This window comes from Shewanella sp. 433 (assembly GCF_059338565.1).
The window spans coordinates 25,930-42,439 of the sequence record NZ_CM181703.1; the positions used below are offsets into that span (position 1 = coordinate 25,930).

General features: G+C 47.7%; 15 protein-coding genes. 7 read left to right on the forward strand and 8 right to left on the reverse strand.

What is annotated here, in order from left to right:
* Positions 1-78: 78 nt before the first annotated feature.
* From AC5YB1_RS00105 to ilvC, 5 genes are all read right to left on the reverse strand, one after another.
* On the reverse strand, positions 79-1,002 hold the full coding sequence (locus tag AC5YB1_RS00105; protein WP_494520295.1) for a branched-chain amino acid transaminase: 924 nt from the start codon (positions 1,000-1,002) through the stop codon (positions 79-81).
* Positions 1,003-1,024: 22 nt separating this feature from the next.
* On the reverse strand, positions 1,025-1,327 hold the full coding sequence (ilvM, locus tag AC5YB1_RS00110) for an acetolactate synthase 2 small subunit (protein ID WP_475515195.1): 303 nt from the start codon (positions 1,325-1,327) through the stop codon (positions 1,025-1,027).
* Positions 1,324-2,997: an acetolactate synthase 2 catalytic subunit gene (ilvG, locus tag AC5YB1_RS00115; RefSeq protein ID WP_475515196.1), complete on the reverse strand. Its 1,674-nt coding sequence runs from the start codon at positions 2,995-2,997 to the stop codon at positions 1,324-1,326. Before ilvG ends, ilvM begins: the two co-directional genes overlap by 4 nt.
* Positions 2,998-3,112: 115 nt before the next feature.
* The gene (locus AC5YB1_RS00120) at positions 3,113-3,208 is read right to left on the reverse strand and encodes a leader peptide IlvL (RefSeq protein ID WP_494520296.1); all 96 of its coding nucleotides are present in this window, start codon (positions 3,206-3,208) and stop codon (positions 3,113-3,115) included.
* Positions 3,209-3,505: 297 nt separating this feature from the next.
* A complete protein-coding gene (gene ilvC, locus AC5YB1_RS00125) occupies positions 3,506-4,987 on the reverse strand; it encodes a ketol-acid reductoisomerase (protein ID WP_475515197.1) in 1,482 nt (493 codons plus the stop codon).
* A 179-nt stretch (positions 4,988-5,166) separates the two neighbouring features.
* Between ilvC and ilvY the strand changes: the two genes are divergently transcribed.
* The gene (gene ilvY, locus AC5YB1_RS00130; RefSeq protein ID WP_475515198.1) at positions 5,167-6,075 is read left to right on the forward strand and encodes an HTH-type transcriptional activator IlvY; all 909 of its coding nucleotides are present in this window, start codon (positions 5,167-5,169) and stop codon (positions 6,073-6,075) included.
* 26 nt (positions 6,076-6,101) lie between these two features.
* Here ilvY and paeA read toward each other — a convergent pair whose 3' ends face one another.
* Entirely contained in the window at positions 6,102-7,418 is a 1,317-nt protein-coding gene (gene paeA, locus AC5YB1_RS00135; protein ID WP_494520297.1) for a polyamine export protein PaeA, read from the reverse strand.
* Between the two features lie 378 nt (positions 7,419-7,796).
* Here paeA and AC5YB1_RS00140 point away from each other — a divergent pair, with 378 nt between their 5' ends.
* From AC5YB1_RS00140 to AC5YB1_RS00155, 4 genes are all read left to right on the forward strand, one after another.
* Complete coding sequence (locus tag AC5YB1_RS00140; protein ID WP_494520298.1) at positions 7,797-9,320, forward strand: YifB family Mg chelatase-like AAA ATPase; 1,524 nt, start codon at positions 7,797-7,799, stop codon at positions 9,318-9,320.
* Positions 9,321-9,511: 191 nt separating this feature from the next.
* Positions 9,512-10,396, forward strand: coding sequence for a 1-acylglycerol-3-phosphate O-acyltransferase, YihG family (yihG, locus tag AC5YB1_RS00145; RefSeq protein ID WP_494520299.1), 885 nt, complete (start codon positions 9,512-9,514; stop codon positions 10,394-10,396).
* Positions 10,397-10,422: 26 nt separating this feature from the next.
* Positions 10,423-11,370: a 1-acylglycerol-3-phosphate O-acyltransferase, YihG family gene (gene yihG, locus AC5YB1_RS00150; protein ID WP_494520300.1), complete on the forward strand. Its 948-nt coding sequence runs from the start codon at positions 10,423-10,425 to the stop codon at positions 11,368-11,370.
* 347 nt (positions 11,371-11,717) lie between these two features.
* Positions 11,718-12,131 (forward strand): hypothetical protein, encoded by a 414-nt coding sequence (locus AC5YB1_RS00155; RefSeq protein WP_494520301.1) that lies wholly within the window; start codon positions 11,718-11,720, stop codon positions 12,129-12,131.
* 86 nt (positions 12,132-12,217) lie between these two features.
* On the opposite strand, the gene AC5YB1_RS00160 is transcribed toward AC5YB1_RS00155, so the two are convergent.
* Both AC5YB1_RS00160 and AC5YB1_RS00165 read right to left on the reverse strand, forming a co-directional pair.
* The gene (locus AC5YB1_RS00160) at positions 12,218-13,327 is read right to left on the reverse strand and encodes a branched-chain amino acid aminotransferase (RefSeq protein ID WP_494520302.1); all 1,110 of its coding nucleotides are present in this window, start codon (positions 13,325-13,327) and stop codon (positions 12,218-12,220) included.
* 139 nt (positions 13,328-13,466) lie between these two features.
* Positions 13,467-14,249: a TetR/AcrR family transcriptional regulator gene (locus AC5YB1_RS00165; protein WP_494520303.1), complete on the reverse strand. Its 783-nt coding sequence runs from the start codon at positions 14,247-14,249 to the stop codon at positions 13,467-13,469.
* Positions 14,250-14,579: 330 nt separating this feature from the next.
* Between AC5YB1_RS00165 and AC5YB1_RS00170 the strand changes: the two genes are divergently transcribed.
* A complete protein-coding gene (locus AC5YB1_RS00170; protein WP_475515206.1) occupies positions 14,580-16,103 on the forward strand; it encodes a flavocytochrome c in 1,524 nt (507 codons plus the stop codon).
* Positions 16,103-16,471, forward strand: a complete 369-nt coding sequence (locus AC5YB1_RS00175) for a cytochrome c3 family protein (RefSeq protein ID WP_494520304.1) — start codon at positions 16,103-16,105, stop codon at positions 16,469-16,471. Before AC5YB1_RS00170 ends, AC5YB1_RS00175 begins: the two co-directional genes overlap by 1 nt.
* Positions 16,472-16,510 lie beyond the last annotated feature (39 nt).

The window sequence follows — 16,510 nt, forward strand, 5'->3', positions numbered from 1 at the left end:
GATAATGCGTTCGCGTTATCGGACTTTCACTCATCTTATCGTAAATCGAGGCTAACGGATGAAAAAATGGCAAGCCATTTAGAGCGGCTCTAGCCAGCCCCATTTGTCTTCTGTTTCACCGTTAAACAAGCCAAAGAAGCTCGCTTGAATTTCTTTAGTAATAGGCCCGCGCTTACCCACGCCTACCTCAATACGGTCTACACTTCGCACCGGCACAATTTCGGCCGCGGTACCTGTCATAAAAATCTCATCGGCTAAATATAAAAACTCGCGCGACATCGGCTCTTCCACCACTTCATAACCTTTATCTCGCGCCAAGGTAATAATGGTGTCACGGGTGATGCCCATTAAGATCGCTGCCGTGGCTGGCGGGGTATACAGCTTATGCTTTTTAATGACGAACAGATTAGCGCCCGCGGCTTCGCTGACGAGGCCATTAACATCGAGAGCGATACCTTCGTCAAAGCCATTACGTTTTGCTTCTGTGGAAATTTGCAAAGATGACAGATAGTTACCACCGGCTTTTGCTCCAGTCGGAATGGTATTTGGCGCAAGACGATTCCAAGAAGTTACCGCCACATCGACGCCACGCTCCATGCTTTCTTCGCCTAAGTAGGCGCCCCAAGGAAACGCAGCCACCATTAATTCACATTTGGCATCTTTAGGCGGAGTGATCCCCATGCCCACATCACCATAAAACGCCAATGGGCGGATATAGGCACCATCTAACTTGTTGGCAAGCACAATATCTCGGCAGGCTTGCATCGTTTGCTCAAAGCGATAAGGAATTGGCATACGGTATATTTTTGCCGAATCATACAGTCGCTGCACATGTTCAGTTAGACGAAAACCCGCTGGGCCAAGATGAGTCGCATAAACTCGAATCCCCTCAAATACCGACGTTCCATAATGCAGCGCATGCGACATAACATGCACCTTAGCATCGCCCCACGGCATGATCTCACCATTAAACCAAATCAATTCTGCAGTTTTTGCGGCCATAATATTTTCTCATCTATAGGGCTTAGGCGTTTAGGGCGCTAGCGGGTTGTATTTGTGTTGTAGATAGTCTTGTCGTGAGTTTTGTTGATAGCTGTTCAGCTGATAACACTTTGCACTCGGTGACATCAATCAGTTTATTGAGCTGATGGCTGAGCAGCTCTAGGGCTCGCTCACTCTCCACCACCATGTCGACCTGTGTGGTGCCGTTAGCAGCCAGTTGCATATCTAGGGTAGTGATTTTAAAACCGCGATGGCGCACGACACGTAATACGCGCTCTAACACTTCGGGCTGCTGAGCTAAGGTTAAGGCTAGGTTATAGATCATGTCTGTTTCTCCATCTCATCCATCATGTCGCGGTTACATGCCCCAGGAGGTACCAGTGGCCATACGTTATGGGCTTCATCGATTCTCACATGCAGCAGAAACGGCCCTTGGGTGTTAAGCATTTCATCAAGCGCAGCGTCAACCTCCGCGCTGTGGGTAATGGTGCGCCCTGGAATATCAAACGCCGACGCCATAGTGACAAAATCAGGGTTATCGGACAGGTCGGTTTCACTAAAGCGCTCTTCAAAAAACAGCTGTTGCCACTGTTTAACCATGCCCAACTTCTGATTGTCGATAAGCAAAATTTTGAGGGGAATTTGACGACGCTTAACTGTGGTGAGCTCCTGCACATTCATCATAAAGGAACCATCACCTGACACCGCGACCACACAAGCATCGGGGCGTGCGACTTTTGCGCCAATCGCCGCCGGCAAACCAAAGCCCATAGTGCCAAGGCCAGCGCTGGACAGATGATCTTCTGGGCGTCGAAACCACATGTGCTGCGCAACCCACATCTGGTGCTGACCCACATCACAGGCAATCACACTGTCTTCGGGTAATTTATTTGCCAGACTATTGAGCATTTTAGGTGCAAAAATCAGCTCGCCTGGTCGGTCATAATTCCATTGATATTGTGCCTTCAAACCTGCAACTTCAGCTTGCCAAGGGGCAATAGCCATAGGCTGGGCAATAGCAGGCAAGATTTGGCGTAGATCGCCAGCAATGGCCACATCAGGGCGACGCAGCTTGCCAAGCTCGGCGACATCGATATCCAGATGCAATACTTTGGCATGTTCGGCAAAGGAGGCTAACCGCCCCGTCACGCGGTCATCGAAACGCGCACCAACCACGATAAGTAAATCGCACTCCTGCACGGCAATATTCGCCGCTTTGCCGCCATGCATCCCCAGCATACCTAAGTAACCTTCACTATCATGGGCAATACAGCCAAGCCCTTTGAGCGTCGCTACCGAGGGGATGCCAGTCACATCAATAAAATCTCTAAGCTGCTCAACCGCGCCCGCCATGCCAACGCCGCCACCCACGTAAAGCATGGGTTTGCTCGATTGTACGAGCAGCCCCCTGGCTGCTTCAAGCTGACTCGCATCTGCCTGAGGCTCAGCTGTTAAGCCTAATAGCGGGGCTTTATAATCGAGCATGGCTATTTGAATATCTTTAGGAATATCAACCAGAACAGGACCTGGGCGGCCAGATGCGGCAATGTCAAAGGCGCGATATAGCGTCGGTACAAGCTCGTCGATATCAGTCACCATAAAGCTATGTTTGGTACACGACAGCGACATACCCAGTACATCGATCTCCTGAAAGGCATCGGTGCCAATCACGGCGGTAGAAACTTGGCCTGTGATGGCGACTAAGGGAACTGAATCAAGCAGAGCATCAGCCAGCGCGGTCACAAGATTGGTGGCACCCGGCCCCGATGTTGCAAAACAGACCCCTGTTTTACCGCTCGCTCTAGCGTAGCCTACAGCAGCAAATGCGGCGCCTTGCTCATGACGACTGAGCAGATGTTCAACTGGCGCGCCATACAGGGCGTCATAGATGGGCATAATTGCGCCGCCTGGATAACCAAATACTGTGGTTACGCCATGCGCGGCAAGTACTTTGATAACGGCGTCTGCGCCTCTGATCTGCTGCCCTGGTTCCATGTGCTACATCCTGCATTGTAAGTGTTGTCGGGGTTAAGCAAACGGCGTAAACCGCTAAAAACAAAAAACCCCCGGTCCTTTCGGAGCGGGGGTTCTTGTTGCAATCTTGACCTAATTAGGTGGTTTGATGCGCCATACGATGCCCCCGCTGTGATTTAATAATCACCACGGTAATAATCTCGATAATGAGCAGGGCAGCTTGGTTAAACATGGTGTATGGGTATTCCTAATCAGTGTGTTTGCTTAAATTGGCGTCTAGTTTTAGTAGACCTTTTAATCAATATCACAAAGCCTGTGAATAACACAACCAAAACTGATGGCCATCAAACGAAACAGTGAATCCTTTGGGTCAAACACTGACCCTCATTCGCTAACTTCGCGGCAATGGCCTGCTCACTTTAAGTAAACCATTGGCTCTGTTTTTATCATTGAGCCTATAAATCGGGTCATTGCGCCGCCAAAGCCCACTGGCTAAGCTGGGCTCTGCTCGCGATAACATTAAAACTGATTATGCTTCTTCAACGATGCGCTTCATTTCGGTCATATAACCGCGAAGTTCAGCACCGATATATTCAACGGCGGTATGACGAATCGCATCGTTAACCTCGATTAAGCGCAGGTTATCGACACCATTCCCCTCATCTTTAAGCCCACCGCCTAAGTACTCTGGCGACATCTGGTTGACATAATCACGCAGTAATGGCACTGCTGCGTGGTTAAATAGGTAACAGCCATATTCGGCGGTATCAGAAATAACCACGTTCATCTCATACAGGCGCTTACGTGCAATGGTGTTGGCGATAAGCGGGGTTTCATGCAGTGACTCGTAGTAAGCTGACTCTTCAACAATACCGGCTGACACCATAGTATCGAACGCAAGCTCAACGCCCGCTTTAATCATGGCCACAAGGAAGATACCTTTGTCAAAATAGGCTTGCTCATCAATCGCTTCGTCGCACTGTGGCGCATTTTCAAAACCAGTTTCATTGGTCTCGCTGCGCCACTTAAGCAAGTTAGCGTCATCATTAGCCCAGTCTGCCATCATGGTTTTCGAAAACTCACCACTGATGATGTCATCCATGTGCTTTTCAAATAACGGCGCCAGAATGCCTTTTAGCTCTTCTGCCATCTCAAAGGCTTTAATTTTTGCAGGGTTAGATAGGCGATCCATCATGTGAGTGATACCACCGTGCTTAAGTGCTTCGGTGGTGGTTTCCCAGCCTTGTTGGATCAATTTCGCCGCGTAACCAGGCTCTACACCGTCGGCAACGAGCTTGTCATAACCTAAAATGGCACCCGTTTGCAGCATGCCACATAAAATAGTCTGCTCACCCATCAGATCAGATTTCACTTCGGCGATAAATGATGAGTGCAGCACGCCAGCGCGGTCACCGCCCGTGGCGCTCGCATACGCTTTAGCCACTTCAAAACCGTCACCCTTAGGATCGTTTTCTGGGTGGACAGCAATCAGGGTTGGTACACCAAAACCACGCTTATACTCTTCACGAACCTCAGTGCCCGGGCACTTAGGCGCTACCATGATCACCGTGATATCTGGGCGCACTTGCATTCCCTCTTCGACAATATTGAAGCCATGAGAGTAAGACAGCACTGCGCCCTGTTTCATCAATGGCATCACACTGTTAACGGCGTCGGTGTGCTGTTTATCGGGAGTCAGGTTAAGCACTAAATCCGCATCAGGAATGAGCTCTTCGAACGTACCTACGCGGAAACCGTTACCGGTCGCCTTTTGATATGAAGCGCGCTTTTCTGCAATCGCCTGTGGGCGAAGTGCAAATGAGATATTGAGGCCCGAATCACGCATGTTCAAACCTTGGTTAAGGCCTTGAGCGCCACAACCTAGGATCACAATATTCCACTCTTTAATGTAATCACAGCCTTGGCTAAATTCGCTGCGGTCCATAAAACGACATTGACCTAGCTGTGCTAATTGTTGACGCAAATTCAGAGAATTAAAATAGTTAGCCATCAGATATTCCACCTTTGAGTGAGGACTTAAAAACGGGCTCAACCGACGATGGCTAAGCTGTGATTAAAATCACTATAGCCTATGGCGCTTATTGCTTAAAATGATATATTCGAAACATCACATTGCATTTTATGCAACAATACCATTAAGTTTACACTACAAGGCATCGGGGGAATTTTGTGGATATTCGCACCATTAAATTGTATTTGCACCTGTCTAACTGCCTGCACTTTGCGAAGACCGCGCAGCAGATGCATGTGAGTCCTTCAACATTAAGCCGCGCTATGAAGCGCCTAGAGGAGGAGGCAGGCGCTAAACTGTTTGAACGGGATAACCGCAGCGTGACCCTCACAAGTGCTGGGGTGGAATATCGCCACTTTGCCGAACAAACTTTAGATAATTGGAACAAACTTAAATATCGGCTCGATCCTAAGCAAGATAGATTACGCGGCCGACTTAATCTTTACTGCTCGGTAACGGCAGCATATAGCCATCTGCCCGGGTTATTGGACCGCTTTAGAAGCGAGCATCCATTGGTGGAAATCGCCCTCATCACTGGCGATGCGGCTAATGCTGTGGATATGGTGAAACAAAACCGTGCCGATATTGGTATCGCCGCCAAACCAGACACCCTGCCAGAATCACTCAGCTTTATTAAAATCGACGATGTCCCCCTTGTTATCATCGCGCCTACGTTTAAATGTGCGGTGCAGGAGTTACTGTGTGAGTCGTATATTCCCTGGGATAGGCTACCGTTTATCATCCCCGAACATGGTCCAGGGCGGCAACGTATTGATAACTGGTTTAAGCAGTTAGGGCTTAATGCCAATGTCTATGCCCAAGTCTCTGGCCAAGAAGCCATCGCCTCTATGGTCGCGCTAGGCTGTGGCGTCAGTATTACTCCAGAGGTGGTGATCAATAACAGCCCGGTAAAAGATAGGATCCAGCAGTTAGCGTCGCCAGTAGCGATTGCGCCTTTTGAGTTGGGGTGTTGCAGTAAAAAAAGCCGCGAAGACGAGCCCGTCATCGCGGCATTTCTGCAAGAGTTACAACGCATGAGAATGTCATCAATCACGCCAAAGAGTTAACCAGCACTGGCGGTCAACTTGTGCAACTAGTCGATGGGGAGCAAAAGTTCATCCTGCTTATCGATGCGTGTCACCATCAACTGGTCAACTTTGTAGGCATCAATATCGACCACTTCAAACTTGTAACCAGCGTAATTAACAAACTCGGTACGCTTAGGTATTTTACGCAGCATATGCATCATAAAGCCGGCAATGGTTTCGTAATTTTGGCTTTGTGGAAATTGCTCAATGTTAAAGGCACGCATCACATCTGTGATGGGCGTTACCCCATCCACCAGCCATGAGTCTTTATCACGGGCAATGATCTGCTCTTCACTCTCGTGCAGCGACCACGCGCCCATCACCGCGCTTTGCAGGTCATTAGTGGTAACAATCCCCACAACCAAGGCATATTCATTCATCACCACGGCAAAATCTGAGCGGGTATTTTTAAAATATTCCATGGTTTCAGACAGGCTCAAACTATCAGGGATAATTAAGCAATTACGCACCAATGGGCTGCCCTTAAGGGTGATGCTTTGGCCATTAATCACTTGGATCAACAACTCCTTAGCGTCAACCACCCCTTTAATGCAATCAAGCTGTCCATCACACACTAAAAACTTGGTATGTGGATCGTTCGTGATTTTACGCTTAATATCTTCTTCGCTGTCCTGCAGCAGAAAATAGACTAGGCTCTCACGTGCCGTCATCGCCGAAGTGACGGGAACGGTTTGCATTTCAAACACATTCTCCATCATCTGCTGCTCACCCTTATCGAGTACGCCCGCCTCGGTCCCTGCGGCCATAACCGCGTAAATATCATCCGAGGTAACCTGATCATTACGTACGGTTTGAATTTGCAATATTCTAAACACAAAAGTGGCTAAGCCATTAAAAAACCACACTAATGGACGCAGTAGCACTATGCATAACATCATAGGGCCAACCAAAGCCACAGCCACACGCTCGGGGATCGCCATCGCGATCCGCTTGGGCATTAAATCGGCGATCAAAATAAACAGGCTAGTAACGATGGCAAATGACAAGATAAAGCTTAACTGCCCCAGCCAAGGTTCAGTGACCCAGCCAGTTAAAGCCGCTTTAACATAGGGGGTAAATGCCGACTCACCGACAATACCACCCATAATCGCCACAGCATTAAGCCCTATCTGTACGACAGTAAAAAAACTTCCTGGATGAGCCTGCAGTTTAAGCACTCTTTCCGCGCGTAAATCACCTTCATCGACCATTTGACGCAAACGGATTTTACGCGCCGCAGCCAAAGCTATTTCAGACATGGAAAAGAAGCAACTGATGCCAATTAACAACAAAATAATCAATGCATTATCAACAAAACTCATTTTACACCTAACTCTTTAAGGCAGTGGTCAATAGCGACCGAGCAGCCACCTCTTGGCGGTACATTTGCGTTTAAATCATATGTACGCCTAATCGTAATGAGGTGTGAGCTGCCAATGGTATCGGCTCTAGTGCCAACACGATGCAACAAGGACTGTCAGCTCAAGTCCACCGAAAACCCAATCTCGATGCCAATATGTCGCTCGACAAGACGACAATGTCACAATCTGGCGTCTATATATCAGAAAATAGCCAATAGGCAACATAAATCGGCATATTTTGCTTAAATAACGGGCCCATTTTTAGCTGCTACACTTAGGACTGCGCATTCGCGCTAATGCTAGACTCCTACAAAAGACTAAAAACAAAAGGATTTGTTTATGGCAATTGCCTGCGTCACCACCAGAGCCAGTTTAGGGGTCGAAGCCCCAGAAGTTATCGTTGAAGTGCATCTCAGTAACGGCCTGCCCGCCTTCAATTTGGTCGGCCTGCCGGAAACCTCGGTCAAAGAGGCTAAAGAGCGGGTACGCAGCGCGATAATCAATGCTGGATTTGAATTTCCACAGCGGCGAATAACGGTCAACCTCGCGCCTGCGGATCTGCCTAAACAGGGTGGCCGTTACGATCTGCCGATCGCTATCGGTATCTTGGCGGCATCAAAACAGATCCCAGCGGCCATGTTAAAAGATCACGAGTTTGTCGGTGAACTGGCATTATCTGGACACATTCGCCAATGTCAGGCGCTCTTGCCGGTGATTGTTTTTGCCCGCAAGCACCACAAGTATTTAATTCTGCCCCTCGACAACCGCAGCGACGCCGAATTGGTCGGATACCACAACTGCTTTTTTGCCACTCACTTACAGGGACTCAGTGCCTACCTCCACGGGCAGCAATCCCTACCGAGGATCACCACTGGCTTAGAGTGGATTGCTAACAATGCGCCGTCGCAAACAACCTGTTTAAGCGATGTGATCGGTCAATATCAAGCTAAGCGCGCCTTAGAAATTGCCGCCGCAGGCAACCACAACTTATTGTTTTTAGGGCCACCTGGCACAGGAAAAACCATGTTAGCCAGCCGGATCATTCAGCTACTGCCGCCTTTGAGTTATGACGAAGCATTAGAGGTAGCCGCTATCCATTCTGTCGCGGGGCAGACCGTACCTAAAGCCCAATTTTATCAACGCCCCTTTCGCAGCCCCCACCATACTAGCTCATCTATCTCACTGGTCGGCGGTGGCAGTCATCCCAAACCGGGAGAGATTTCTTTGGCTCACCGAGGAGTACTTTTTTTAGATGAAGTGGCTGAATTTCCTAGAAAAGTGCTCGACTGTTTACGTGAGCCGATGGAAACTGGTGAGGTAGTCATCTCACGGGCGGCGGCTAAACTCACCTTTGCCAGTCGCTTTCAGCTTATCGCAGCCATGAACCCCAGCCCCTGCGGCGACACCGCAAACGCACGGGCAACACAAGATCAAATACAGCGCTATCTGTCACGCTTATCGGGCCCGTTTATCGATAGATTTGACCTGACCATAGATGTCCCACGACTGCCCGAAGGCACCTTGACGCAGCAACAACATGCCGCCGAAACCAGCGCGACAATCGCGAGCAGAGTGAAGGCGGCTCGTGAGTGTCAACTGAGTCGTGCTGGCGTCTTAAATGCCGAGTTGAGTGGTAAACAGCTGACGCAAACCGGGGGATTTGCGCAAACGGATCTGGAATTTTTAGAGCAAAGTGTCAATAAACTTGGGCTCTCGGTAAGAAGTTATCACCGACTGCAGCGCGTAGCCCGCACCATCGCCGACTTAGCGCAATCTCAAACGGTAGATCGCAGTCATATCGCCCAAGCCTTAGGTTATCGCGCCATGGACAGGCTACTTAACAGCTTGAAAAATAGTTATTAACCGCTCGATAAGTTAAAGATAATTTTGCAATCGCGTACCAGGCTAAGATGCAAACTGAACAGACTAAGCTGCAAAATAACCTCGCATAATAACAGCAGCATAAAAAATGAAAAAAACCTCTGATATTAAGAGCATTGAGCTAAAGCCCTAGGCCGAGTAACATAGGTCTCAAATTTTTTATGGGGAATTTAATGGGCTCTGTTATATCGCTGATCAGAGGCAGCCTAGCATTTAGCTGTTATGTTATTAACACCATCTTCTGGGTAACACCTATCTTATTGGTAAGTATAGTAAAAATAATACCTATCGGGCCTTTACGCACTGGCTGTAGCTATATACTCGATCATTGTGCTACCGCATGGATAAGTGTTAACACCATTATCGAGCGCATCTTTCATCCGGTCGAGATTCTAATTGAAGGCGAGGCCGAGCTGTCGCCGAAAGAGTGGTATATGGTGATCGCCAACCACCAATCTTGGGTCGATATTCCGGTGCTACAACGCATATTTAACTACAAAATTCCATTTTTAAAGTTTTTCCTCAAACAACAACTCATTTATGTACCTGTCTTAGGATTGGCTTGGTGGGCACTCGACTTTCCTTTTATGCGTCGCTACACCAGTGCGCAACTGCGTAAAAACCCTAAGCTTAAAGGTAAAGACATAGAGATCACTCGTAAAGCCTGTGAAAAATTTAAATCTAAGCCTGTGAGCGTGATGAATTTTGTTGAAGGCACCCGCTTTACGCCTGCCAAACATCAAAAACAAAACTCTGAGTTTAAACATTTACTTAAACCTAAGGCGGGCGGAATGGCATTTGCTCTATCAGCCATGGGTGGGCATATTCATAAGCTGGTCGATGTGGCCATTTATTATCCTGGTGATATCCCAAGCTATTGGGATTATATATCGGGCAAAGTAAAGCAGGTAAGAGTCCATATAAAGGTGTCTGATATCGCTAGTGAAATGCGCGGTGATTACTTAAATGATAGGGCATTTAAAATCGGTTTTCAGGACGAGTTAAATCGTATTTGGAAAGAGAAAGATAGCGTATTGGATCAGCTCGCTAAGCAATAACCTGTTATAAAAGAGACTTCTAAAAGATGTTAAATTTTTTGCCCGGCTCAGTTTTATTCGCACTCAGTATGTTCTTGTTGATCATCAACACTGTATGGTGGAGCAGCCTCATTGTTATCGGTGGCTTTGTAAAATTACTGCTGCCGATAACCACTTTTAGAAATATGCTGACCCACATGATGAACCGCTGCATGTGGGGATGGGCCTGCTGTAATGGTGGTATTTTATACCTCATTGCCAAGATAGAGTGGGATGTTGAGGGGCTAGAAGGGCTTCGTAAAGATGGCTGGTATCTACTGATTAGCAATCACCTTAGTGGCTTCGATATTGCAGCACTCACCTACGTATTGCGTAACAATATTCCGATGTTAAAGTTTTTTCTCAAAAAAGAGCTACTTTATGTGCCGTTTTTGGGGTTGGGTTGCTGGGCCTTAGATATGCCATTTATGAACCGAACCAGCGCTAAACAGTTGAGAAAAAACCCCAAGTTAAAAGGCAAAGATCTACAGACTACGCGGCGCGCTTGCGAGAAGTTTAAAACCATCCCTACCGCTATTATCAATTATGTCGAGGGCAGCCGCTTTACCAAAGAAAAACACGCACGCCAACGGTCGCCCTATCGCTATCTGTTACGCCCTAAAGCGGGCGGCATCGCCTTTACTATTTCGGCCATGGGCGAGCAATTTACCAGCCTATTAAATGTAACCTTGGTCTATCCAGACTCTGAAGGCAACACACTCTCAGAGGTGATGCACGGCAAAATCAAACGGATAGTGATCCGCATAGAAACTCTCCCCGTACCCGAGGTCGATGATATTCGCTATTTCAGTGATGCCGATTGCCGCGCTCAATTTCAACGCTGGCTCAATGGAGTTTGGCAGCAAAAAGATGAGCAGATCCATCAAATTTTGCAGCGTTATCACTCTCACCAACGAGTGAGCAACAAGCTAGCATCTAGTCCAACTCAGCAGTAACCCGCTTCGTTACTAACGATAAGCGCGCAGCGTAATAGCGCGCTCATTAATCGCTAATAGCGACCCACCCTAATCAAGCCATTTTCCATTGAATATATCCCATTGATGCAAATAGACCTCTCTATACCTACCTGAGCCCCAAGCCAGAATTAATGACCCACCGCGCCACATAACCACATAAATAGCACTGCCCCCCCCCTCATCATGAAAACCCACTGCGGCGATACAATTGATAATAAGGTATATCTTTTGCCAACATTATGGCTACATGTTAGTTTATAAATACAAAATGATTAACACGCCTGCTTGGTCACAGTACTAAAGCGATATAAATAATAGGATGGGTCATGCAACCCTTTTTTGACAGGCATATTATGTTTAACAGACCACATCAATCATCACTGCTCATGGCGGCGCTGTTACTCATAACGGGATTATTAACTGGCTGTCAAAGCAGCTTAATGCATAACTACTCGGCGGCGGTTAATGTCACGCCCTCACAATTGAGCCGCTACTGGGTTATCCAAGACAGAGCCATCGATTGGCAGTTAGTCGCTAACCAATACCCCAACTTACAGCGTATTCATGTCCAATTTGAGATTAACAGCCAAGGTAACATTGTCAATCTTGCCATTGATGAGCTTTATAAAGACCAATACGCGGTAATTGCAGATCTTGAATCCTATAAATTTAAAGCAACCGCTGAAAATGCCAATGCAATACCGGTACGGGTGAATGCGACCATATTATTCAATGAATAAAGACACACCATGGCTCAAGTATGACAGTACAAGCCAATAAAAAAGCGCCTTTCATCGGCGCTTTTTTATTGGTATCACGATAACGACTAACGCGCTATTGCAATTACCGGTTCCACTCGCTCAACCCGTCCAAGCCAGCCATTTGGCGCTGGGCGCAGCCCTTTTTGAATATCGGTTAACACTTGGTAAATACGCCGAGTATGCTCACCCACTTCGCCATTACCGACAGTCACCACACGGTTATCTTCAAAAATATAGGACCCCACAGGAGAGACCACCGCTGCGGTGCCAAACCCACCCGCTTCAATAATCTCACCTGACTCAATGTCGCTAATAAACTTATCCAGCATCACCGTCTCTTGGCGCACTTCACAGCCTAGCTGCTCACCTAAATCTAATATTGATTGCGAGGTAATAGACTTTAAGATGGTATCGGTAAACTTAGGAATAATAATGGTGCCATCTTTGAGCACATGGAAGTGGTTCATCGCCCCAACTTCTTCAATCTGCTTATTATTGGCATCAAGATAAAGCACCTGCGCGGCGCCATATTCGGCAGCAGCCTTACCCGCTTTCAACGATGCGGCATAGTTACCTGCCGCTTTCGATGCCCCGGTTCCACCAGCCACGGCACGGTGAAAACGTTCGCTAATCAGCAAACGAATCGCCTTATCGAAACCATCAGCATAATAAGCACCACTCGGGCTAAGCATCACACAAAAGGTGTATTGCTGACTCGGACTCACCGACAGCCTATCTTCAGTGGCGAAGATGAACGGCCGAATATACAAACAAGCCCCCTCTTGCATTGGGAACCACAAGCGGTCGACGTCAATTAAGGCGTTAATACCTGCCAACTGCATCGCTTCGGGCAGCGCAGGAATACAGAGAATATCGGCACTGGTATTAAGACGCTCAGCATTTTTATCTAAACGAAAGGTATAGATCTCACCATCTTGATGCATAAAGGCTTTGGCGCCTTCAAACACGGATTGGCCATAATGCAGTGCAATGGCACCAGGAGCGACCTCAAACGGGCCATAGGGGACAATTCTAGGATCTCGCCACTCACCGTCGCGATAATCCATTAAAAACATATGATCAGTTCTTAGGTTACCAAAACCCACATTGGTTTCAGGCTCAAACTGCTCAGTACGACGTTCACATGCAGGTTTTAAATTATAGTTTATGTGCATTGCATACCACCTTGATTACTGAATAAGCAGACTATGGATGCATCGCAATAAAGTCAAGCCAAACGACAGCGTTCAGTAAGCCCGTAGGCATATGCTTTAGTACAAGTTTGTGAACGTTAAAGTAACAAATTTAATTCTGCTATTCGCGTTGACGAGTACAAGTTGACTTAGCATTAAGATCGACCTGTGACAGAGCACTGCACGCTGCGCAGCTCATATGGTCACGATAGTGCTGATCAAAAAATTTCACCGTGCGTGCCTCTAAACAATCAAATAACTCATGGGTAAGCGGCTGCAGCCATTTATATTGCCCCATCAATTTCGCCAAGTGGCGATAACAGGTCTCGCGGCGATTAGACAAGTACTCAGGTGCAATGAGCTGGCTTTCAAATTGGGTCAAAGATCCGGTTAAATAGAAGGTGATCCCCTGGACTAGCTCTTTAACTTGTAGCGGTGTCGCCTCAAGTTCGCCCTTAGCCACAGCAGCATTGAGTGAGTCGGTAAACCATCCCCAAAAAGCATTGATACGCTTTTTAAAACGCTCAACCTTTTCATCACTGGCTAGCTGCCACACCATGGTATTGACAGAGACAGAGCGTAGCGTAAAGAAGCTTTTTGAGCGTTTAATGGTTTCAAAGGTAAACATAATAGGCAGCAGGACCTTCTCTTGCTCACTAAGGTCTGGGTATTGAGCAATAAAGATGGGCAGATAATTCGATGTCGCACTTCTTAAAAATAAGCACACCAATACATCCTCTTTGCGCTCAAAGAATTTATACAAGGTCCCAGTAGAACACCCTACCTCTTTAGCAAGTTGAGAGAACTTAAATGACACTATGCCCTGAGTCTCAATGAGCCGCTCCGCCGCATCAAGAATTTGGTTGCAACGCATCATAGGTAATGTTTCAGAGGGGCACTTCATGCTCTTCGCCTTAATATCAATTTAGCTTAAGTATGCTCCAGCAACTTACCGTAATGACAGTTGATGCTTAATGTATCGGGATAAACCTCACGCTAAATGGGCTTTATTGGCGGGGTTTGTGAATTACATCAAACAAAGATTGGCATAAAAAATATCGGCTCCATATAAACTCCCAGCAACAATGGGCAGCGAATAAAAACATCCAAAAAAAGTTATTCGGGACATGGCTCACGAATAAGTTTGCCACTGAAAAAAAGCCGTGACTTACTTCACCTTTAACCAAGTGCAGAACCTCTATCTTTCTCTCACGCAGATGCAGAGGACAATCAAATGCACAACAGAAGAAACTTTTTAAAACTCAGTGCGGGTGCCGCGCTTGGCGGGATAGCCGCCTCTATGCCCGGAACCGTATCGGCCAGCGAATGCAACACCATCGAATGGGATGAATCCCACGACGTTATTGTGGTCGGCTCAGGTTTTGCTGGTCTATCGGCCGCATTAAACGCCAAGCGCCAGAGCATCGGTTCGGTATTGGTGTTAGAGAAAATGCAAGTGATTGGTGGCAACTCTGCCATCAACGGCGGCTGGTTAGCCATACCTAAAAACCCTACTCAGTTAGCCCAAGGCATCAAGGATGATTCACCCGAAGAGCTAGTAAAAGATCAGATCATCTCGGGTCGTGGCATGCAAAATGAAGATGCACTGCGTCAAATCGCTAACCGCTCGCTCGATGCGTATAACTTATGCGTAGATACTGGCGTTAAATTCCGTGAAGGCTTTAACATTCAGGTGGGTGGCCACAATAAAGCACGCGCCATCCGTACTCAACATGGCACTGGCGGCGATATCACCACCAAGCTTTATGAAGCGGGTGTAAAAGAGGGCGTAGATTATCGTCTGCAGCACTACATCGAAGACTTCATTATGGATGGGCAAAAGATCATCGGCGTTAAGGTACGTAAAAATTACCGTTTCCCAGATCTAAAGACTGGTACCACAATATTCATCAAAGCCAACAAGGCGGTTGTGCTAGCTAATGGTGGCTTTGCTCGAAACATGGCGCTGCGTGAAGCGGTTGACCCTTCACTTGACCCAACCCTTGATTGCACTAACGCGCTCGGCGCAACCGGTGAGGTAACCCTGACTGCTATGGCCCATGGTGCCCTGCCAGTGCACATGAACCTTATTCAAACAGGTCACTGGGGATCGCCTGATGAGGGCGGATTTGGTTGGTCTAACGCCTTGCTTTCTATCGGTTGGCATCAAGGCGCGGCAATCAGCGTGCTCAACGGCAAACGCTTTATGGATGAGCGTGCAGACCGCAAGACCTGCTCTGAAGCCATTATGAAAAACCGTAATGCTGACGGCAGCCCCGCGTATCCAATTGTACTGTTTAACTACAGCAACTACGCCAAAGACGATCGAGTGATCCGCGCCTTACGCGACAAGATGGCGTGGAAGCTCGACTCATTAGATGAGATAGCGGCTAAGTTCGATATTCCTGCGGCGCCATTGAAACGTAGCATCGCTGAATACAACACCCATGTTGAAGCCCGCAAAGATCCGCTCTTTAACCGTAAAATGGACACGGCTGAAGTGTTAACCGGCCCCTTTGTGGTATCTCGCATCTGGCCAAAAGTGCATTACTGCATGGGTGGACTAAAAACCGATTTAGGCGCTCGCGTGATCGATGGCCGCTCGATGGCATCCATCAAAAACCTCTACGCGATAGGCGAAGTCACTGGCGGCATCCATGGTGAAGCCCGTTTGAGTTCTACCTCCTGCCTAGAGTGCCTAGTGATGGGCATAGTGGTTGCAGAAACCATCCAAGCCGACCTTCAAGGAGCTGTCTAATGAACAAATTATTACTGAGTTTACTGCTAGGCCTTGCGGTTTCAGGCAGCGCTATGGCGGGCGACCTCGTCAAAATGAAAGGCAGCACCCAAGGGCGCGTGAACCACGAGTTTATCTACCAAGATGGTTGTCAGACTTGCCACCAAGGCTCAGGTAAAAAGAATGCGACCGACGCTGCCTGTGTTGAATGCCATGGCGATATCAACAGTATTGCTGTCGATGAAAGCAAGTTAGCGATCCCCGAAGCGCATCCGCACAAATCACTGCATTACAACCAAGGGGCAAGCTGCTTAGCCTGTCATGGCGAGCACGAGAAAAAAGCGCCCGTCTGCGCCGAATGCCACCGAACTTGGTTTGGTGAAATGTAATAGTTTCTGCTGTAAATACTAAAAAGACTAATAGGAAAT

Excerpts from the sequence above, each read along its gene's own strand:
- ilvM (WP_475515195.1), bottom strand. The coding sequence starts at position 1,327 with ATGATCTATAACCTAGCCTTAACCTTAGCTCAGCAGCCCGAAGTGTTA.
- AC5YB1_RS00120 (WP_494520296.1), bottom strand. The coding sequence starts at position 3,208 with ATGTTTAACCAAGCTGCCCTGCTCATTATCGAGATTATTACCGTGGTG.
- AC5YB1_RS00170 (WP_475515206.1), top strand. The coding sequence starts at position 14,580 with ATGCACAACAGAAGAAACTTTTTAAAACTCAGTGCGGGTGCCGCGCTT.
- AC5YB1_RS00165 (WP_494520303.1), bottom strand. The coding sequence starts at position 14,249 with ATGAAGTGCCCCTCTGAAACATTACCTATGATGCGTTGCAACCAAATT.
- AC5YB1_RS00160 (WP_494520302.1), bottom strand. The coding sequence starts at position 13,327 with ATGCACATAAACTATAATTTAAAACCTGCATGTGAACGTCGTACTGAG.
- paeA (WP_494520297.1), bottom strand. The coding sequence starts at position 7,418 with ATGAGTTTTGTTGATAATGCATTGATTATTTTGTTGTTAATTGGCATC.
- AC5YB1_RS00105 (WP_494520295.1), bottom strand. The coding sequence starts at position 1,002 with ATGGCCGCAAAAACTGCAGAATTGATTTGGTTTAATGGTGAGATCATG.
- AC5YB1_RS00175 (WP_494520304.1), top strand. The coding sequence starts at position 16,103 with ATGAACAAATTATTACTGAGTTTACTGCTAGGCCTTGCGGTTTCAGGC.
- AC5YB1_RS00140 (WP_494520298.1), top strand. The coding sequence starts at position 7,797 with ATGGCAATTGCCTGCGTCACCACCAGAGCCAGTTTAGGGGTCGAAGCC.
- ilvC (WP_475515197.1), bottom strand. The coding sequence starts at position 4,987 with ATGGCTAACTATTTTAATTCTCTGAATTTGCGTCAACAATTAGCACAG.
- yihG (WP_494520299.1), top strand. The coding sequence starts at position 9,512 with ATGGGCTCTGTTATATCGCTGATCAGAGGCAGCCTAGCATTTAGCTGT.
- AC5YB1_RS00155 (WP_494520301.1), top strand. The coding sequence starts at position 11,718 with ATGCAACCCTTTTTTGACAGGCATATTATGTTTAACAGACCACATCAA.
- yihG (WP_494520300.1), top strand. The coding sequence starts at position 10,423 with ATGTTAAATTTTTTGCCCGGCTCAGTTTTATTCGCACTCAGTATGTTC.
- ilvG (WP_475515196.1), bottom strand. The coding sequence starts at position 2,997 with ATGGAACCAGGGCAGCAGATCAGAGGCGCAGACGCCGTTATCAAAGTA.